We start from the raw sequence: 15,576 nt of genomic DNA on the forward strand, positions 1-15,576 counted from the left end.
ATCCGTCGGCCCAGGACGTGCAGACTTGCGCTATGAATCGGCACGAGCTCGGGGAGTTCCTTCGGAGCAGACGAGAACGCCTGCGGCCCGAGGACGTCGGTCTCTCGTCAGGGCCGCGACGACGCACACCCGGCCTGCGCCGGGAGGAGGTCGCCGTCCTTGCACACATCTCCACCGAGTACTACGTCAGGCTGGAGCAAGGCAGGGCGCCGAAGCCGTCAGGCGAGGTTCTGGCGGGGATCGCCGAAGCGCTGAGACTGACCGACGGCGAGTCCGATCACCTCCACCTTCTCGCCGGCACCGCACCGACTCGTACCCGCACACACCGGCGCGATGTCCGTCCGAGCATCCTCGCCCTCCTCGAACGGCTCCCGCAGACTGCCGCCTTCGTGATGTCGGCCTCCTTCGAGGTTCTCGCGTGGAACGACCTCGCCGCAGCTCTCATGGGGGACTTCGCCCACATCTCCGAGAAAGACCGAAATCTGGCCCGCCGAGCGTTCCTTGAATCGCGACGGGCCGGCACGGCGTCGGTCGGGAACTCTGAGTCCACGGAGTTCCGGCACCACGTTGTCGCAGGTCTCCGAGCTGCTCTCGCCCGATACCCGTCGGACCCCGCCGTGACGAATCTCGTCGGCGAACTCCGCCGCGCGAGCCCCGAATTCGCGGGGCTCTGGGAACGGCATGACGTGCAGCCCGCCGCGATGCTCACGAAGACTATCCGCCATCCCGCCATCGGCGACGTTACGGTCGATTGCGACATGCTCACGCTCACGGATCGCGACCAGCACCTCGTGCTCTACAGCGCGCCCCATGGGTCGCCCGCCGCGGAAGCCCTCTCACTCCTGAATGTGCTCGGCACCGATGCCGAGATCGTGTGATCCAGTCCACCCTGGAGCCGTCCGGATCGGAGAAGACGAACGTTTCAGATCCGGCGCCCGAGCTGGATGCCGACACGTGTCCCCGTCCTGCGCGGGAGTCGTCGAGGCGCAACCCGCGGTGCATACCGTGCTCCGACCCCGCATTTTTGACCTTGTTCACGTTCCCGAGATCAATCCGGACGATATGACAAGAAAGCCGATCAAAAGAACGCTGGACCGGGATAACGCCGGGGAAAAGGCGTAAGAGCGCATCGCATCGGTCGGCACCCTTCAGACCCGGATAGCACGTTCTGGAGCAGACGGTCCGGGAGGTGATTGGCCGGTGGGCGAACGACGATCCATTTATCGTTCGGCAGCGATGAAGTCCCAGATCTCCGTCGGCGCATCCACGTCGAATGTGCTCGCCCCGAAAATGCGCCCGAAGCCTTGAATCCTGGTTGGGACGACATGGCCACCGCCTTCGATGATGTACTGACGAACCGGGGCCTTGCCGGGTTCCCTGAAGTCAACGACAGACACAGACGTCTCCCCGGATTCATCACGGTGCGCCAAGGCGTGGGTTGATGCTTCCGCTGAGATGCCGTTGGATCGCACAAAAGCCTGGGTGGTCTCTGCCGCGGAGACCACGTTGCCTCGCGGGGAGAATCCGAAGATCGTCACCGGACCTCCTTCGAAAGGCGAGATAGGGTCTGCCGTCCCAGACATCACCACAGTAGGAACGTCGGAACCCACGTCCGAGCAGAGATTGTTGTCCGCAGTGGGAATATTGGCTGAGATAAGCGCCAAGCCGCGCAACCTCTCCGGCGCTTCTGAGGCAAGCCGGAGGGCCATCTGCCCGCCGTTGGAATAGCCAACGGCGAAGTAGCGGTCGGCAGACGTCCCGTAGCGGTCAGACATTTCCGCCACGATGTCGTTGATGAATCTGACGTCACTCACATTCTCTTGGCGCGCGGGTGTTGCCGCGAGTTCTCGGCAGTCGTTCCAACCCTGCCCGTACCCGTCCGGATAGACGACGACGAATCCGCGGGCGTCTGCGAGCTGATCGAACTCGAAGCCCGTAGCAGTCCGGATGGTCTCGCCACTCTGGAACGATCCGTGAAGAACCACCAATACAGGCGCATCGTCCGGCACATCAGCTGGCACGTAGGAGAGATAGGTGCGCGACATTCCGTCCACTTGGAGCGCCTCGTGACCGAGTGACCCAGACAGAGCGGGCTCGGCCACCGAGGGCGCGGGTACCAGATAGAGGTATGCGCCACCGATGAGGGCGACCCCTGCGACGAGAACGCTCGCCACTGCGAGTAGGGCCCGGCGCAGCCACGGGCGTCGTGAGGATCTGGGCTTGGTCATGAATCGCCGGTTCTAACGGGCAGCCTTGGACGACGATGCTTGATCCGCATCGAGGCGTGGCATCGCAGCCAGAGCGGCGGCCGTGTCGAGCACGGTCTCCTCGGCTGGCCGGGGGTGCCAGTCCAGGATGTTCCGCGCCTTACTGCCATCGACCGATGTCTGCTTGCCGAGGTTGAGTCGGAGTGATGCCATCTGCGGGTTGAATCGTCCGAGCATCTTGACGACGGTGTCCGGCATGTTCTTGGTCGGTACTTTGCGGGAGATTTCTGGAGCTTTCTCGCGCAGAATCCGGGCCATGTCCCGCCACCACAGCCAGTCCCCCGACCCGATGAAGCGCTCGCCGGCCGCGAGAGGGCTGGTCATCGAGAGGAGATGGAGGGTCGCGATGTCGCGGACGTCAACGACATCCCAGCCGATGCGCGGCACAGCGGGCAAGCCGCCGGTCAAGAGGCGCCGAACGAGCTCCACAGAGCCCTCCTTACTGGGTGCACCCGGAGGAGGACCCTGCATGAACGTGGGAAGCACCGTCGACAACTCGAGCCCCGTCTCGTTCGCGAGTCGCCAGGCATCGCGCTCCGCGAAAATCTTGGAGTCGTTGTAGCGACGGGCGGGTGTGCCTGACGGGGCCGCCCACACCGTCTCGACCCCATACGGGCGTGGATCGTCGGAGATCGCCGCGACGGCCGATGATGTGAGTACGGCCCGCTTGACGCCAGACCGGGCTGCCGCGCTGAGTACCCTCGCGGCCCCCTCACGCGCGATCCGGATCAGGTCCTCTCCTCCGCTGAACCCCAGCGGGGATGCGGCATGCAGAACATAGTCAACGCCCGCGACGGCGTCATCCCATCCCTCCTCGGCGAGCAGGTCGGCGGTGACGAACTCGACCGACGAGGCCCTGTCTTCACCGACGTGCTGAGCAAGCGCCGCCCGAACCTGAGTCCTTCGCGCCGGGTCGCGAACCGTGGCGCGCGCCGCGTATCCCTGTTCCAGGAGCCGAACGAGCAGCCAACCTGCCAGGTACCCTGTGCCGCCGGTCACCAGTACCGTCCTGTGGGCCTGAGTTCCTGCATTCACAACATCCTCCAAACTCATTGAATTATTCATTGAGTTTGGAGCGTATCATGGGTCTATGGCATCGACTTCTCCATCGCATGGCGATCAGACGGCGCCCGCCGACGCAGAGCGAACGGCGGAGATGATCCGCATCCTCCTGGGCCTTGCCGACGCGGCGCAGGCGGTGGTGGCCGACGTGCTGGCCGAATTCGATGTCACGGCCTCGGCTGCCGGCGTGCTGTGGGCCCTGGCCCCGGGGGGCGAACCGACCACGCTGCGTGAGATCGCCGGGCGTCTGCGATGCGACCCGTCTACCGTCAGCCTCACGGCCGACAAGCTGGAGAGCTTAGGCCTCGTCGTGCGGCAGCCTCACCCGAAGGACGGTCGGAAGCGTACGCTGATCTTGACGGACCGCGGATATGAACTCTGGGACGCGATCAGCACAAGACTGCACGGTGCCCGCCTGTTCACCGGGCTCGACACGAGCGAACGGGATGCGCTCTACGGACTCCTGGCACAAGTCCAACTTCCTCAGCAGCCGTAGGCCTTCCTCAGCAGTCACAGGCAGGCCCGGACCCGCGCACCGCAATCCATCTTTCCGCCAGCGCCGGGATCCGTCGGCGCCGCTCGTGGAAATCTCAACCGGTGGTGCACATCGCGTGGAGTCATCGTGCGCTTTGCGATCACGGCAAGCGCCGCGGGACCCATCCCACTGAACGCACGTCAGCTTGCGGCCAGCGTCGTCGGACTAGACCTGTGCGAGGCCCCCGTCGACGAATAGCTCCGCGCCCGTGATCCCGGATGATGCTTCGGACGCCAGGAAGGCAGTCGCCGTCCCGATCTCGCGGGGTTGCAGGAGTCGCCCAAGCGGGGACCCACCGCCCATCCTTGCCACTGCAGCATCTACCTGGTCACCGCCCACCGCATCGGCGAGGGCGGTGCGAAGGGAGGGGGTGTCGACGGCCCCTAGCGTAAGGACGTTGACTCGGATCCCCGTGCCACGCAATTCCAGAATCCAAGAACGGACCATGCTCCGAAGAGCGGCCTTCGCTCCGCCATAGAGGCTCATTCCCTCAGTTCCCTTGACGGAGGCTGTCGAACTGATGATCACGACGGCACCGCTACCACTCATGCGAGCGACCGCTGGCTGGACTGTGAAGAGCACGCCCTTCACATCGGTGTCGAAGATGTTGTTGAACTGCGCCTCGGTGATTGCTCCCAGCGGATTGCTGTCGCCAATGACGGCGTTCGCCACGACGATATCCACGCCCCCCCATCGCGCCACGACGTCGTCGTACATGGCAGACATAGCCAACTCGTCGCGGACATCGGCGACGAGTCCGACGCAATCCGGGCCCAGAGCCGCCGCCGATGCCCCGACTCGCTGAGCGTCGAGGCCGGTGATCGCCACCCGTGCGCCCTGGGCGATGAGCTCCTCCGCGATGCCCAATCCGACGCCTTGAGACCCTCCGGTGATGACTGCGACTTTGCCCGCGAGTGGTGTTCCGTAGTTGCTCATGTTGGTCTCCGCTCTAGCGGACTTTCGCCACGCGAAACATCCGCAGTATTCTTGATTCGATCCGGACAATCGTCCGCATATGAACAATAACGGACAACTGTCCACTTGTCGAGGAGAGGCCGATGCGGTCAGACGCAAGAGCGAACAAGGACAAGATCGTCGCCGCGGCTCGCCAGGTGCTTGAGGCCGGCGACGCGTCGGGGATGGCAGCCATTGCTCGCGAGGCCGGCGTAGGTCAGGGCACGATCTACCGCCACTTTCCGACCTGGGAAGACTTGGTCATCGAGGTGCACCGAGCAGATATGGACGAGCTCTCCTCCGCCGCGCCGGACCTGCTGCGTCAGCACCCGCCAATGGAGGCACTTCGGCGATGGCTGGTGATGCTCGCAGACTACGGCCGCCTTAAGAACGCACTTGGCGACGCCATGGCGACCGCACTGCACAATGCACTAGGGCGGACCGTTCAAACGCCCGATCTCAGTGCACTACGCACCTTGCTCGAGGCCGCCCAGTCCGAGGGCTCCGTCCGTCAGGACGTCACCGCCGAAGACGTGTTCCTCCTCGTAGGATTTCTCTGGCGAATCGAACCCGCCCCCGATCGCTCCGCACGCACCGGGCGGTTGCTCGACGCCGTTCTCCGAGGCCTACAACCAGGTCCATCCATGCCGCGACGTGACCGGCCGCACTGAAGTGCGGCATTTTCGGCCGCAACATCGTTAGCAGCCGCGTGTCCCTGGTTCGTGAACCAGAGCAGCAAGTCGCGAGAAGGACACGAAGCCACTCCGTCCGAGGGCCGGTTCAGATCATGGGCGCGATGCGGTCCTTGGCAAACCTGAAACGGCGGGAACTCACGAGTGCAGAGCCAGTGTAGGGGCGGGTGAGGTGTGATTTCGCGGAACTCACACCCTCGCCTTTGTCTCGACTCTCGCCAAGGAGCGGGCGCGGTCGGCGGGATGCGCGCGACCGGTCAGCTGTAGCCGCGTTTGAGCATCATCCCGGCAGCTTTGTCGAACTCTTCCTCGGTGGGGATGGTGAAGTCCAGCGCATCGGCATAGCGGGTGACGATGTTGAAGATCGCGGCCACGGCAGCGGCGTCGACGAGTTGGGCTTGGGACGTGCCGGCGCTGAACGCCGCTTGTGCGTGGGTCGCGTCCAGCTTGTCCGGCTCTCGTGTCATGGTCTCCAGGAAGGAGAGCGTGGCGCGCAGCCTTTCCGGTATGGGGGCCGTTCGGTAGTCGGCCAGGCACGCGTTGACGGTCTGCGGGTCGGTGCCGCGGACGGCGATGGCGCGGTGGGCGCCGATGCAGAAGGTGCAGGAGTTCCAGTGGGCGACCATCGCGGCCATGAGCTCGCGTTCGCCGATGCTCCATTCACTGGGGCCGCGCATCGCCGCCTGGGTCCATGCGCCGAACATCGGTCCGACGAAGCCCTTGTGGTAGAACGCGACTCTGGCGGCATCGGGGAGGCGGATGCCGGAGACGGCAGAGATGATCCGGATCAAGGTGCGGGAGCGCAGGGTGTCGCCGCGCTCGACGTCAGGAAGCCGCATCGCCGGCCCCCTCAATCGCCCGGACGGCCGCGTCCCACCGACTCAGTCCGGCCCCGATGCAGGCGGACATGATGATCTCGAACGCGCCCTTGTCGCTGCCGGTCGCGTCTCGAACGGCCACGACGTGCGCGTCCGTGACCCGGTAGGCCGCTTCCCCGATCTGTCGGGCAAGGTCGTCGTAGGGTTGGGCGATCGGGGAGCCTCCAGCGGCCCGCTCCAGTGCGGCGGCCCGCAAGGAGGCGTCTGCCTCGCCGCCGCTGCCAGTGACGGCTGCGCGGAGCGCGTGGGCGAGCTGCTGGTTCACGTTGAAGGATTCCATCGGTGGTTTCTCTAGGCTTTGCGGAGGTTCAGGCGGATGGTGTGGGGCGCTCGACGGCGACACGGAAGCGTTCGAGGTAGAGCGGCCAGCCATTTCCGGTCTCCAGGTTGATGAAGCCCTCCCATCCGGCGCCGTGCCGGTCCAGGTGTCGGTGCTCAAGTTCGACGCGGGTGCGCGCCGCGGATTCGGGGGTGAAGCGGATTTCGACTTCGCTCGTCCGGGTCGGGTCCGGCTCGATCTCCCACTGCGGGCTGATGTCCCAGCTGAGCACGAGCCGGTGCGGGGGCTCGTAGGCGAGCACCCTCGCCCAGGTGCAGGTGCTGCCGTCGGTGCCGATGTCATAGACAGTGCCGCCGGTCCGAGGTTCCATGACAGTGCGGTCGATTGCGACCGAGAGCAGGTTGTGCTCGTGGGGCTTGATGTCGTCAAAGCGTTCGGTGAAGACACGGAACGCGTGCTCGGCGGGGGCATCGACGATCACCGTAGCGTGGATGCTGGTGAGTTCTTCGGGTGAGGCGCTCATCGTGACGGGGTTCCTTCCTGTGCTGTGGCGTTCGCCTGATAGGTCTGTTCGGCGAGGGTCTTGAACGTCGCGAGCGTCTGGGTCCAATAGAATTCCAGCTCCTGCCGAAGCCCGGCCAGACCGTCATGCCGAGGCCGATAAAGACGTTCACGCCCTTGACGGCGAACGTCCACCAGCCCGGCGTCCAGAAGGACCCGCAGGTGCTGGGACACGGCTGGACGGCTCACCGGCAGTTCCCGAGCGATCTCCGTCACTGAGCACGGACCAGCCGCAACCCGGCTGAACACCCGGCGCCGGGTCGGATCAGCCAGCGCGTACCAGGGATCGATCATCACGACAGACACAACAGGTAAGTTACCACTTACGCATCACCGTTGGTGAGGCGGATCGATCTGTTCGAGCGTCTTCGCATTGCGGGTGGCCAAGTCGACGCCGATGCCGAACAAGTCGCTGACGCCGCGGTTGTCGCCTCCGCTGGCGTATATCTCCCGGATGAGGTGGCCAGTGCGTAGCGCCTGCGCCGAGATACCAGATGTCCGCCAGGGGAACTGGTGGCCGGGCGCGCTGAGTGGCCTGCCCGACACCTCGGCCATCCGCGAGATCGTCGAGGCAATCACGGTCGGCGCTGAGCCGGGACGTCGACCCGACTGATCAATACCATCAACGTGCGCGTTCACGAATCCCATCGTTGTTTCGGGATTGCGCGGAAGCCTTCGGGAATCCCGAAACACCGTCATCCGACCATCCGCGCAGCCCACCCCAGACAACATGAGGGCACGGCGCACCTGGTGGGTGTGAGACGCCGCAACGAACCCGTAGCAGTTGAGACAGAACCCCGTAAGTTCGCGAATCCTGAAGCCGGTTGAGGCAGTTACTTGGCGAGGGTGCGGATGGCCATGTCGTCAACGCTGGGTAGATGCCGCTTGACGGAGTCCTCGGCGGCTGCGGCGATTCTGTTCGCCTCGGCGAGGGAGACATCGTGGACGCGGATGACGGCTTCGCCGTGGAGGCGGTGCCCGATCCAGCGGAGCCGGACCTGGTCGATGCCGGTGACTTCGTGTTCGAGGGCATGCTCGGCCGTGGCGAGGAGTTCCGTTTCGATGCCGTCCATGCGTCGTCGTCCGACGGAGCGAACGGTGCCGATCAGGAGCACGACGATCATCGCGGAAATCAGCAGGCCCACGATCGGGTCGGCGAGAGGGAAGCCGAGGAGCACGCCGATGCCGCCGATCACGACGGCGAGGGAGGTGAACCCGTCGGTGCGGGCGTGGACACCGTCGGCGACGAGGGCGGCGGAGCCGATCTTGCGGCCGACGCGGATGCGGAAGATCGCGACGGCCTCGTTGCCGAGGAAGCCGATGACGCCCCCAGCTATCACCCAGCCGAGGTAGCTGATCGGTTGGGGGTTGATGATGCGGTCGATGGCCTGCCACGCTGCCACCTCTCGCCGATCGAGACCGCGTAGTCGGCCAGCCTCGACCCCACCTCCACCGCGGAGCTGTACGACACCGGTCTCCGGCTCCGCGTCCTCCATCGCGACAGTGCGCACTGGGGCGTGCCCAGTCAGCGGGTCGACGCTCACGGGACGCACGCGCAGCATGTGGGCGGCGAGGTCGTAGTATGGGTCGAGGGCATCCCTGTCATAGCCATCCGGCCACGAGTCAAAGACCTCCCGCGGGGGGCCGGGCGAACACGCTCGCGTAAACGAGCGATCCGCCACCCCACCCGGCGGCCTGCACACTCACCATGCGGTCGAGCCAGCGGATGTCATAGAGACCGTGGTCCCTCGACCACAGCCAGTCATGATCGACCGATGCGGTGTCCCGGGGGAAGTCGCCCGGCTCCCATCGGCGGCCACGTTCCAGCACCACCACCGACAAGCCCGCCTGCGCGAGCCGGGCGGCGGCGACCGCACCCCCGAACCCGCTGCAAATAACTGCCGCGTCGACGATCAACCGCTCCATCGTGTCCACCTCCGAACCAGAAGCCCCTGGTGAGTGATTGACCAATCACCCGGAGTGAGTGTACAGTCACTCTCATGACCACGCGAAGCTCAATCCTCTCCACCGCCGACACTCGTCGCCCCCTTGTCGCCGCTGCGGCATTGCGCGCCTTCGCACGCGGCGGGTATCACGGGACGACGGTGGCCAATGTCGCGAGCGAGGCGAAGATTTCTCCCGCGTACGTCTTCAAGCTCTACCCCGGAAAAGAATCGCTGTTTGTCGCCGCGCTTGAAGTCTGCTTCGACGAGATCATCGACGCACTGGCCGAGGGCGCTGACGCCGCAGTCGACCCTGCACCCGCGGCGGTGCTTGAGTCGATGGGCGATGCCTACGCCGCCCTGATCCGCGACCGCACACTGCTCATGCTCCAGGTACATGCCCAGTCTGTCGCCGACGTGTCCGAGATCGGAGACGCACTCCGCGCAGGCCTTGCCAAGGTCACCAACTTCGCCAAGCAGCGCTCAGTTGGCTCTGACGACGAGGTGCAGCGGTTCATGGCTTTCGGTCAGCTCTGTCACCTGATCGTCACTGCCCGAATCGACGAGATCCCGGCGAGCTGGGCCCAGATCCTGTCGCACGGCATCCGCCACCCAGACTGACCCAATCCCACCGCCGCGCGCGGTTTCGTAGATCCGAAAGAGTGAGTGACTATTCACTCTCCCACAGTGAAAGGAGGAGACATGAAGAACGAGACCACGATGCGCTGGGTCGCCCTCGCCCCGCTCGCTCATCGCCATCGCGATGTTCAGCCAGTGGAGCTGACCACCACCATGCATCACCCCCTTCCGCACGACCTTCAACTGAAAGGACAAGAACCATGACCGACAACGTCACCCCCGCGACCACCCCGGCCGCCTCCCGCACCGGACAGGGCGAGAAGACCGCGTGGTGGATCACGTTCGGCGTACTCACGCTCGCCATCGTCACCATGCTCAGCCTCTGGAACTGACGCGCATGAGCCCGGGGTGTCCGGCAACGCCGGTCACCCCGGATCCCCTCACTGACTCACCGGATCGCGGGTGCACCCCGCATCCCCTCGAAAGGAGCCCCACCCATGACCACCACCACCCCGGTCGCTGCGCCCGCGCCGACCACCCGCAGCACTCGTCGCTGGCTCGCCCTGAGCATCCTCGCCCTCGCGCAGTTCCTCGTCGTTCTGGACGCCTCGATCGTCAACATTGCACTCCCCGTCCTCGGCCAGCAGCTCGGGATCGACACCGCAACCCTCGCGTGGGTCATCACCGCCTACGTCCTCGCCTTCGGCGGACTGCTCCTGCTCGGCGGCCGTCTCGCCGACCGCTACGGACACCGCCGCATCTTCCTTATCGGCACGGCCGGCTTCGTCGCCGCCTCGGCCCTCGCAGGCCTATCGGTTACCAGCGAAATGCTCCTCGCCTCCCGCGCTCTCCAGGGTGCTTCCGCCGCCCTCCTCGCCCCCGCAGCGCTTGCCCTGCTCACCCACCTCTTCCCTGAGACAAAGGACCGCACAAAAGCCCTCGGAGTCTGGGGTGGGGTTGCGGGCATCGGGTCCGCGGCTGGCGTGCTCCTCGGCGGCGTCCTGACCGCTGCCCTCGGATGGCAATCCGTGTTCTTCATCAACGTCCCGATCGGCGCGATCGTCCTCGTCGCGATCCCTCTGCTCATCACTCGCGACAAGTCAGGCGTCCACGGCAAGCTCGACATCCCAGGAGCGGCCACGATCACCGGTGCACTCGTCGCCGCCGTGGGCGCACTCAGCGCCATCGAACAGGTCGGCTTCGCACACCCACTGACCATCGGCCTCGCCGCAGTCTCGATCGCCCTCGGTGTCCTGTTCGTCTTCATCGAGCGCCGCACCGCCGAGCCCCTCGTCCCACTCGACGTTTTCAAGAACCGCAACCTTACGGTCGGCAACATCGTGATGCTCCTCATCGGCGCAGCGATGGTCGCCCTGTTCTTCGCCCTCTCCGTGTACATGCAAGCCGTCCTCGGCTACGACGCCCTCACCACCGGCCTCACCCAACTTCCGCTGGCCGGGGCCCTCGTCGTCGTCGCAGGCCTCGCGCCGTCGATCATCCACCGCTTCGGCACGAAGCCGACCCTGATCGGTTCGCTGATCGTTCTCGCCGCCGGGCTGGTCTGGTTGTCGTTCGCCCCGTCCGATGCCCAGTTCCTCACCCAGATTCTGGGACCGAGCCTGCTCATCGGAGTCGGTATGGGCGGCGCGTTCGTCACCACCACGCAACTGTCGGTCGACGGCGTTGAAGGCGGCGAAGCAGGACTCGCAGGCGGGCTCATCAACACCAGCCAGCAGATCGGCGGCGCACTCGGCCTCGCCATCCTCGGCACCATCGCCGCCCTCCGCACCGAATCACTGATCGAAGCCGGCGTCGGCGCGCCGGAAGCTATCACCCGCGGCTTCTCTTGGCTCTTCCTCGGCACAGCCACGGTCGCCGTCCTCGGCGCCATCACCGCGGGGTTAGTGCGCAAAAACTGACTCGACCCGCCGGCGCGCCGGGCGGTGAACCGACTCAGAACATGAGGCGGGCACCGCCCGGCATCCGCCGTGACACGACGAGTTCTCTCGTCGTCGACCGACACGAAACTAGACGACCACAGCTTCGCACGACCTCAGCCAACCATCGACGATCACCGCTGTATGCGCGCACGGTGAGCTACCGGGAGTCGGTGGAGCCTATGGCACACAGCTTCGCGCGAATCATCATCGTTCGTGAAGGTGAAGCTGACTGGATCGGTGAGCACCATTCGCAGCACGTCACCCTCGGCGATGTTCTGGTGATCGGCGCGAACACGCGTTGCGGGGCAACGCTCGACTACGCGATGACCGCCACCACGATGTACCTCAACGACGTTTCCTCACGGATCAGATCTTCTGGCAGTTTGCCGCATCTTTCACCGACAGGCGTGATGTTCGACACAATCTGGAGACGCATTATGAGCCCGCGCAGGTACTACGAATCGGCGTTGACGCCGCAAGAAACCTTGCGCCACTACTCAATGAGTTTGTCACCATCGGTGCGGATGGCGGCTCGAGCGGATCAAGCAAGTGGACCAGCCAGTGACCACATCCAGAAACGACGAAGCCCTGGTGAAAGCTGCCTCTCACCAGGGCTTTTCATCGGGATGACAGGATTTGAACCTGCGACCCCTTGACCCCCAGGCGTCCAAATGGCTCGATTCAAGCTGAAAACCGCGTAGTTCCACGGATCAGATCATGCAGGGCGGCTCATGCAGTGCATGGTTTGCATGGCACTGGTCCCCTTTTGGTCCCCCTGGTCAACGGCGAGGTATGGATGCGACCGACGCTATCTAGGGATTTCGCAGAGGTCAACCAACCAAGAACTCCGCGCGCCCTCGGCAGCTGACGCTCTCAGAAATGTCGTCCTGCCTCGGAAAGCCGTCGCTGCGCTTCCGCAACTCGCCACCGTGGGATGAGCCTCCTGGAGACACATCAGTGGATGCCCCCCTGGGGCGGTTCCGGCTGCGATGTGGCTTGGGACGGCGCCAAGTGCGGACAGGACGGCAACCATCGACAACATCCGTGGCATGGCGACGCTGGCAGGCATCAGCACCGTGACCGGCAGCGCCGTGAATGCGCAGGAGAACGCGGAAGCCCTTCGAGTCGTGGAGGTGCTGTTGGCCGCAGGCTTCGTCATCGCGGCGGCACTCGCGGCATGGGGAGCGTCGCTGTGTGTCGCCGTGACCATCGAACAGCGCCGGCGCGACGTCGCCATCTTGCGCACGATACGCATGGACGCATCGGCCACTCGAAGCCTTATCAGGTCCGAGGCCTGGACCGTCGGCGTGATCGCCTGTGCTCTCGGCATCGTCGTCGGGAGCACAGGCGGCTGGGCGAGCTGGGCGGTCCTCGCCGGCGTCGTGGGAGGCAGTTACGAGTTTGTACTTGGTCAATGAACAAGTTAACGGTTATCTTGTTCATCGACCAACGTGGGAGATGATCCGATGGTTGAGAGGCGGGGAGCTCGCGCACGGTCGACGTCAGCGGTCAGATGCTCCTGCAGGGCCTCGTCGATGCCGGATGTCGGAGCATCCGGGTCCGAATCCTCCAACGCCGAGCACAGCGCAGGTGCAGGTGCAGGTGCAGCACACACCAACGCCCGCGCGAAAAGACCCTACGGCCGCACGAGCACCTTCAGCGCGGCGCGCGCGCCCATGAGCCGGTAGCCCTCGCCGGTGTCATCGAGCGGCACCTCGGCGTCGAACACGGCGCCGGCGTCCACGTCTCCGGCGAGCACGCCCGGCAGCAGCTCGGGGATGTAGCGCCGCGCGGGCGCCAGGCCACCGGTGATCGTCACGTTCGCACCGAACTGTTCGCGGCCGATCGGTCCGGTGGCGTACTGCGGCACGCCGACGCGGCTCACCGCGCCGCCGGGGCGCACCATCGCCATCGCTTGCGCGAACGCCGGAGCGTGGCCGACGGCCTCGAGCACGACGTGCACGCCGTCTCCCCCGGTCATTTCGCGCACGGCCGCCACCGCCTCGTCGCCGCGCGTGGGCACGACATCCGTCGCCCCCCACCGACGGCCGAGTGCGAGCCGCGACTCGTGATGGCCGAGCAGGATCACCCTCTCGGCCCCGAATCGAGCGGCGGACAGGGCTGCGAACAGTCCGACCGCACCATCGCCGATCACCGCGACCGTCGACCCGGGTAGCACGCCTCCGGTACGCGCCGCGTGATATCCCGTGCCGTACACGTCGCTCAGGGTGAGCAGCGCCGGAATCCGCTCGTCGTCCTCGCTGACATCGACCGGCACGAGCGTGCCGTCGGCCAGCGGCACCCGCACCGCCTCGGCCTGCGCGCCGCCGATGCCGTCGCGGCCCCAGATGCCGCCGATGCGGCATGAGGTCTGCAGCCCCTCAAGGCAGAAGTCGCACGCGCCGCACGAGAACATGAATGGCGCGATGACCACCTGCCCCGACCGCACGGTCGCGACGTCCGCGCCGACCGACTCGACGACACCGACGAACTCGTGCCCCATCGGCTGGCCGCCGGGCGGCGGTGTCGCCCCGTGGTACGGATGAAGGTCGCTGCCGCAGACGCACGCGCGCAACACGCGCACGAGGGCGTCGGTGGGTTCGACGAGCCCCGGGTCGGGAGCGTCGATGACCGCGACGTCGCCGGGGCCGAAGAGATAGGTGGCTCGCATGAATGTCCGTCCTCGATGCAGCTCGGATGAAGCTCAGAAGCAGCTCAACGGGCACCCGCGCCAGTCAGCACTGGATGCGCCGCCGCCCGGAACCCCGGGTTGTACAGCGCGTGGCCCCCGTCGAGGGCGAGCGCAGCCGCCATCTCGCCAATGATGGGCGCGAACTTGAACCCGTGACCCGAGAACGCGGTCGCGGTCACGATGCGCCCATCGTGGGTCACGTCGATGATCGGCACCTTGGTCTCTGTGTACAGGTCGGGGTGCACGCTGTAGCGCACCGGCTCCGGATGCAGATCCGGCAGGAACCATGCTGCGTTGCGACCGATGGTGCTGAGCAGCGCCGGGTCGGGGCGCCATTCGAGCTGATCGGCGCCGGCGGCGGCCGGCAGTATCCGTCCGGGCGACACCTTGACGGTGTAACCGTCTACGCTCGGCGCACCGAAGAAGTGCACGTCGCCGCGGTCGCGTATAAACGTGGGGAAGGATGCCGCAGCGAATGCGTCGAGCGACGCGCGCGGCGCGAACCAGGTCAGCAGCACCGAGCGCACCTCGGTGCGTGCGGCGATCTCGGGGTCGAGGCGCGATGCCCATGCCCCCGCGGTGACGATCGCCCGCCGCGCGGTGAAGCTGCGAGCGCTGGTCTCGACCCGCACCCGATCGGTGCTAACCGGCGAGACGTCGACGACCTCTTCGCCGGATGCGACCTGCGCACCCGTAGCCACCGCGGCTCCGACCGCTTCGAGCACGGCCCGCTCGGGGCGCAGCGCTCCCCCGAGGTGGTCGAGCACCGCGATGTCGTCGTCGTCGAGGGCGTGCTGCGGGTACCGCTCGCGTGCCTCGGCCGTGGTGAGCACGTCGTGCGGCAGCCCGTGCGCGGTGACGCTCGAAAGCACGTTGCGCATCGCGGCGGTGTCGGGCCGGCCGATGCTGAGCGTGCCCACCGGCAGCAGCACGGGCGTCCCTGCGCGCTCCTCGAGCTCGAACCACAGCTCGCGCGCCCGCAGCAGCATCGGCACGTACGAGGCGCCCTCGTGGTACGCGGTGCGAAACAGCCGGGACTCGCCGGCGAATGCCCCGTAGGGATGGCCGATGCCGTACTGTTCGACGCCGATCACCGAGAGCCCGGGGCGCTGGCTCAGCCGCCACAGCGCCATCGAACCCATCGTGCCGAGGCCGATAACGGCCACGTCGTAGTCAGGGATGTTCATCTCGGT

The 15,576-nt window shown here is 66.0% G+C and carries 21 protein-coding genes; 9 read left to right on the plus strand and 12 right to left on the minus strand.

The window, feature by feature from the left end; translation table 11 throughout:
- Nucleotides 1-32: 32 nt before the first annotated feature.
- Nucleotides 33-878 (plus strand): helix-turn-helix transcriptional regulator, encoded by an 846-nt coding sequence (locus ELQ92_RS15975; RefSeq protein ID WP_128496354.1) that lies wholly within the window; start codon nucleotides 33-35, stop codon nucleotides 876-878.
- Nucleotides 879-1,220: 342 nt separating this feature from the next.
- Here ELQ92_RS15975 and ELQ92_RS15980 read toward each other — a convergent pair whose 3' ends face one another.
- Complete coding sequence (locus ELQ92_RS15980; protein WP_166426827.1) at nucleotides 1,221-2,045, minus strand: CE1 family esterase; 825 nt, start codon at nucleotides 2,043-2,045, stop codon at nucleotides 1,221-1,223.
- Nucleotides 2,046-2,240: 195 nt separating this feature from the next.
- Nucleotides 2,241-3,332 carry an NAD-dependent epimerase/dehydratase family protein gene (locus ELQ92_RS15985; protein WP_208004420.1) on the minus strand — a complete coding sequence of 364 codons (1,092 nt, stop codon included), beginning with the start codon at nucleotides 3,330-3,332 and terminating at the stop codon, nucleotides 2,241-2,243.
- Between the two features lie 25 nt (nucleotides 3,333-3,357).
- Between ELQ92_RS15985 and ELQ92_RS15990 the strand changes: the two genes are divergently transcribed.
- The gene (locus ELQ92_RS15990) at nucleotides 3,358-3,825 is read left to right on the plus strand and encodes a MarR family winged helix-turn-helix transcriptional regulator (RefSeq protein WP_128496357.1); all 468 of its coding nucleotides are present in this window, start codon (nucleotides 3,358-3,360) and stop codon (nucleotides 3,823-3,825) included.
- Nucleotides 3,826-4,029: 204 nt separating this feature from the next.
- Here ELQ92_RS15990 and ELQ92_RS15995 read toward each other — a convergent pair whose 3' ends face one another.
- On the minus strand, nucleotides 4,030-4,800 hold the full coding sequence (locus ELQ92_RS15995; protein ID WP_128500310.1) for an SDR family NAD(P)-dependent oxidoreductase: 771 nt from the start codon (nucleotides 4,798-4,800) through the stop codon (nucleotides 4,030-4,032).
- Between the two features lie 122 nt (nucleotides 4,801-4,922).
- On the opposite strand from ELQ92_RS15995, the gene ELQ92_RS16000 reads away from it, so the two are divergent.
- Nucleotides 4,923-5,489: a TetR/AcrR family transcriptional regulator gene (locus tag ELQ92_RS16000; protein ID WP_128496359.1), complete on the plus strand. Its 567-nt coding sequence runs from the start codon at nucleotides 4,923-4,925 to the stop codon at nucleotides 5,487-5,489.
- A 278-nt stretch (nucleotides 5,490-5,767) separates the two neighbouring features.
- Here ELQ92_RS16000 and ELQ92_RS16005 read toward each other — a convergent pair whose 3' ends face one another.
- From ELQ92_RS16005 to ELQ92_RS16395, 7 genes are all read right to left on the minus strand, one after another.
- Nucleotides 5,768-6,349, minus strand: coding sequence for a carboxymuconolactone decarboxylase family protein (locus tag ELQ92_RS16005; RefSeq protein WP_128500311.1), 582 nt, complete (start codon nucleotides 6,347-6,349; stop codon nucleotides 5,768-5,770).
- Nucleotides 6,336-6,668, minus strand: coding sequence for a hypothetical protein (locus ELQ92_RS16010; RefSeq protein ID WP_128500312.1), 333 nt, complete (start codon nucleotides 6,666-6,668; stop codon nucleotides 6,336-6,338). The genes ELQ92_RS16005 and ELQ92_RS16010 overlap by 14 nt, the downstream gene beginning before the upstream one ends.
- 28 nt (nucleotides 6,669-6,696) lie before the next feature.
- Nucleotides 6,697-7,191, minus strand: coding sequence for an SRPBCC family protein (locus tag ELQ92_RS16015; RefSeq protein WP_128496362.1), 495 nt, complete (start codon nucleotides 7,189-7,191; stop codon nucleotides 6,697-6,699).
- Nucleotides 7,188-7,523: an ArsR/SmtB family transcription factor gene (locus ELQ92_RS16020; RefSeq protein WP_128496363.1), complete on the minus strand. Its 336-nt coding sequence runs from the start codon at nucleotides 7,521-7,523 to the stop codon at nucleotides 7,188-7,190. The genes ELQ92_RS16015 and ELQ92_RS16020 overlap by 4 nt, the downstream gene beginning before the upstream one ends.
- A gap of 36 nt (nucleotides 7,524-7,559) precedes the next feature.
- Nucleotides 7,560-7,928: a hypothetical protein gene (locus tag ELQ92_RS16025; RefSeq protein ID WP_128496364.1), complete on the minus strand. Its 369-nt coding sequence runs from the start codon at nucleotides 7,926-7,928 to the stop codon at nucleotides 7,560-7,562.
- Nucleotides 7,929-8,062: 134 nt separating this feature from the next.
- Complete coding sequence (locus ELQ92_RS16030; protein WP_341811651.1) at nucleotides 8,063-8,632, minus strand: cation diffusion facilitator family transporter; 570 nt, start codon at nucleotides 8,630-8,632, stop codon at nucleotides 8,063-8,065.
- A gap of 220 nt (nucleotides 8,633-8,852) precedes the next feature.
- Complete coding sequence (locus ELQ92_RS16395; protein WP_208004421.1) at nucleotides 8,853-9,155, minus strand: NAD(P)-binding protein; 303 nt, start codon at nucleotides 9,153-9,155, stop codon at nucleotides 8,853-8,855.
- Between the two features lie 74 nt (nucleotides 9,156-9,229).
- On the opposite strand from ELQ92_RS16395, the gene ELQ92_RS16035 reads away from it, so the two are divergent.
- The 6 genes from ELQ92_RS16035 to ELQ92_RS16050 all read left to right on the plus strand — a co-directional run bounded on the left by ELQ92_RS16035 (nucleotide 9,230) and on the right by ELQ92_RS16050 (nucleotide 13,109).
- Nucleotides 9,230-9,793, plus strand: coding sequence for a TetR/AcrR family transcriptional regulator (locus ELQ92_RS16035; protein ID WP_128496365.1), 564 nt, complete (start codon nucleotides 9,230-9,232; stop codon nucleotides 9,791-9,793).
- Nucleotides 9,794-9,874: 81 nt separating this feature from the next.
- The gene (locus ELQ92_RS16400) at nucleotides 9,875-10,015 is read left to right on the plus strand and encodes a hypothetical protein (protein ID WP_166426828.1); all 141 of its coding nucleotides are present in this window, start codon (nucleotides 9,875-9,877) and stop codon (nucleotides 10,013-10,015) included.
- The gene (locus ELQ92_RS16745; RefSeq protein ID WP_279432146.1) at nucleotides 10,012-10,143 is read left to right on the plus strand and encodes a hypothetical protein; all 132 of its coding nucleotides are present in this window, start codon (nucleotides 10,012-10,014) and stop codon (nucleotides 10,141-10,143) included. The genes ELQ92_RS16400 and ELQ92_RS16745 overlap by 4 nt, the downstream gene beginning before the upstream one ends.
- Nucleotides 10,144-10,248: 105 nt before the next feature.
- Entirely contained in the window at nucleotides 10,249-11,670 is a 1,422-nt protein-coding gene (locus ELQ92_RS16040) for an MFS transporter (protein ID WP_128500314.1), read from the plus strand.
- Between the two features lie 173 nt (nucleotides 11,671-11,843).
- Nucleotides 11,844-12,347, plus strand: coding sequence for a hypothetical protein (locus ELQ92_RS16045; RefSeq protein WP_166426829.1), 504 nt, complete (start codon nucleotides 11,844-11,846; stop codon nucleotides 12,345-12,347).
- A 393-nt stretch (nucleotides 12,348-12,740) separates the two neighbouring features.
- A complete protein-coding gene (locus ELQ92_RS16050; RefSeq protein WP_128496368.1) occupies nucleotides 12,741-13,109 on the plus strand; it encodes an ABC transporter permease family protein in 369 nt (122 codons plus the stop codon).
- A gap of 218 nt (nucleotides 13,110-13,327) precedes the next feature.
- Here the strand turns inward: ELQ92_RS16050 and ELQ92_RS16055 are convergent, their stop codons facing one another.
- Entirely contained in the window at nucleotides 13,328-14,362 is a 1,035-nt protein-coding gene (locus ELQ92_RS16055) for a zinc-binding dehydrogenase (RefSeq protein ID WP_128496369.1), read from the minus strand.
- Nucleotides 14,363-14,406: 44 nt separating this feature from the next.
- The gene (gene solA / locus ELQ92_RS16060; protein ID WP_128496370.1) at nucleotides 14,407-15,570 is read right to left on the minus strand and encodes an N-methyl-L-tryptophan oxidase; all 1,164 of its coding nucleotides are present in this window, start codon (nucleotides 15,568-15,570) and stop codon (nucleotides 14,407-14,409) included.
- Nucleotides 15,571-15,576 lie beyond the last annotated feature (6 nt).

Origin of the sequence: Labedella populi (assembly GCF_004078655.1) — a bacterium.
GTDB classification, from domain to species: domain Bacteria; phylum Actinomycetota; class Actinomycetes; order Actinomycetales; family Microbacteriaceae; genus Labedella; species Labedella populi.

Bases quoted from the DNA above. Each gene is read 5' to 3' on its own strand.
- ELQ92_RS16025 (WP_128496364.1), bottom strand. From the start codon at position 7,928: ATGACGGTGTTTCGGGATTCCCGAAGGCTTCCGCGCAATCCCGAAACA.
- ELQ92_RS16395 (WP_208004421.1), bottom strand. From the start codon at position 9,155: ATGGAGCGGTTGATCGTCGACGCGGCAGTTATTTGCAGCGGGTTCGGG.
- ELQ92_RS16020 (WP_128496363.1), bottom strand. From the start codon at position 7,523: ATGATCGATCCCTGGTACGCGCTGGCTGATCCGACCCGGCGCCGGGTG.
- ELQ92_RS15980 (WP_166426827.1), bottom strand. From the start codon at position 2,045: ATGTCGCGCACCTATCTCTCCTACGTGCCAGCTGATGTGCCGGACGAT.
- ELQ92_RS15995 (WP_128500310.1), bottom strand. From the start codon at position 4,800: ATGAGCAACTACGGAACACCACTCGCGGGCAAAGTCGCAGTCATCACC.
- ELQ92_RS16055 (WP_128496369.1), bottom strand. From the start codon at position 14,362: ATGCGAGCCACCTATCTCTTCGGCCCCGGCGACGTCGCGGTCATCGAC.
- ELQ92_RS16400 (WP_166426828.1), top strand. From the start codon at position 9,875: ATGAAGAACGAGACCACGATGCGCTGGGTCGCCCTCGCCCCGCTCGCT.
- ELQ92_RS15985 (WP_208004420.1), bottom strand. From the start codon at position 3,332: ATGAATAATTCAATGAGTTTGGAGGATGTTGTGAATGCAGGAACTCAG.
- solA (WP_128496370.1), bottom strand. From the start codon at position 15,570: ATGAACATCCCTGACTACGACGTGGCCGTTATCGGCCTCGGCACGATG.
- ELQ92_RS16040 (WP_128500314.1), top strand. From the start codon at position 10,249: ATGACCACCACCACCCCGGTCGCTGCGCCCGCGCCGACCACCCGCAGC.
- ELQ92_RS16745 (WP_279432146.1), top strand. From the start codon at position 10,012: ATGACCGACAACGTCACCCCCGCGACCACCCCGGCCGCCTCCCGCACC.
- ELQ92_RS16035 (WP_128496365.1), top strand. From the start codon at position 9,230: ATGACCACGCGAAGCTCAATCCTCTCCACCGCCGACACTCGTCGCCCC.
- ELQ92_RS16005 (WP_128500311.1), bottom strand. From the start codon at position 6,349: ATGCGGCTTCCTGACGTCGAGCGCGGCGACACCCTGCGCTCCCGCACC.
- ELQ92_RS16010 (WP_128500312.1), bottom strand. From the start codon at position 6,668: ATGGAATCCTTCAACGTGAACCAGCAGCTCGCCCACGCGCTCCGCGCA.
- ELQ92_RS16050 (WP_128496368.1), top strand. From the start codon at position 12,741: ATGGCGACGCTGGCAGGCATCAGCACCGTGACCGGCAGCGCCGTGAAT.
- ELQ92_RS15990 (WP_128496357.1), top strand. From the start codon at position 3,358: ATGGCATCGACTTCTCCATCGCATGGCGATCAGACGGCGCCCGCCGAC.
- ELQ92_RS15975 (WP_128496354.1), top strand. From the start codon at position 33: ATGAATCGGCACGAGCTCGGGGAGTTCCTTCGGAGCAGACGAGAACGC.
- ELQ92_RS16000 (WP_128496359.1), top strand. From the start codon at position 4,923: ATGCGGTCAGACGCAAGAGCGAACAAGGACAAGATCGTCGCCGCGGCT.
- ELQ92_RS16015 (WP_128496362.1), bottom strand. From the start codon at position 7,191: ATGAGCGCCTCACCCGAAGAACTCACCAGCATCCACGCTACGGTGATC.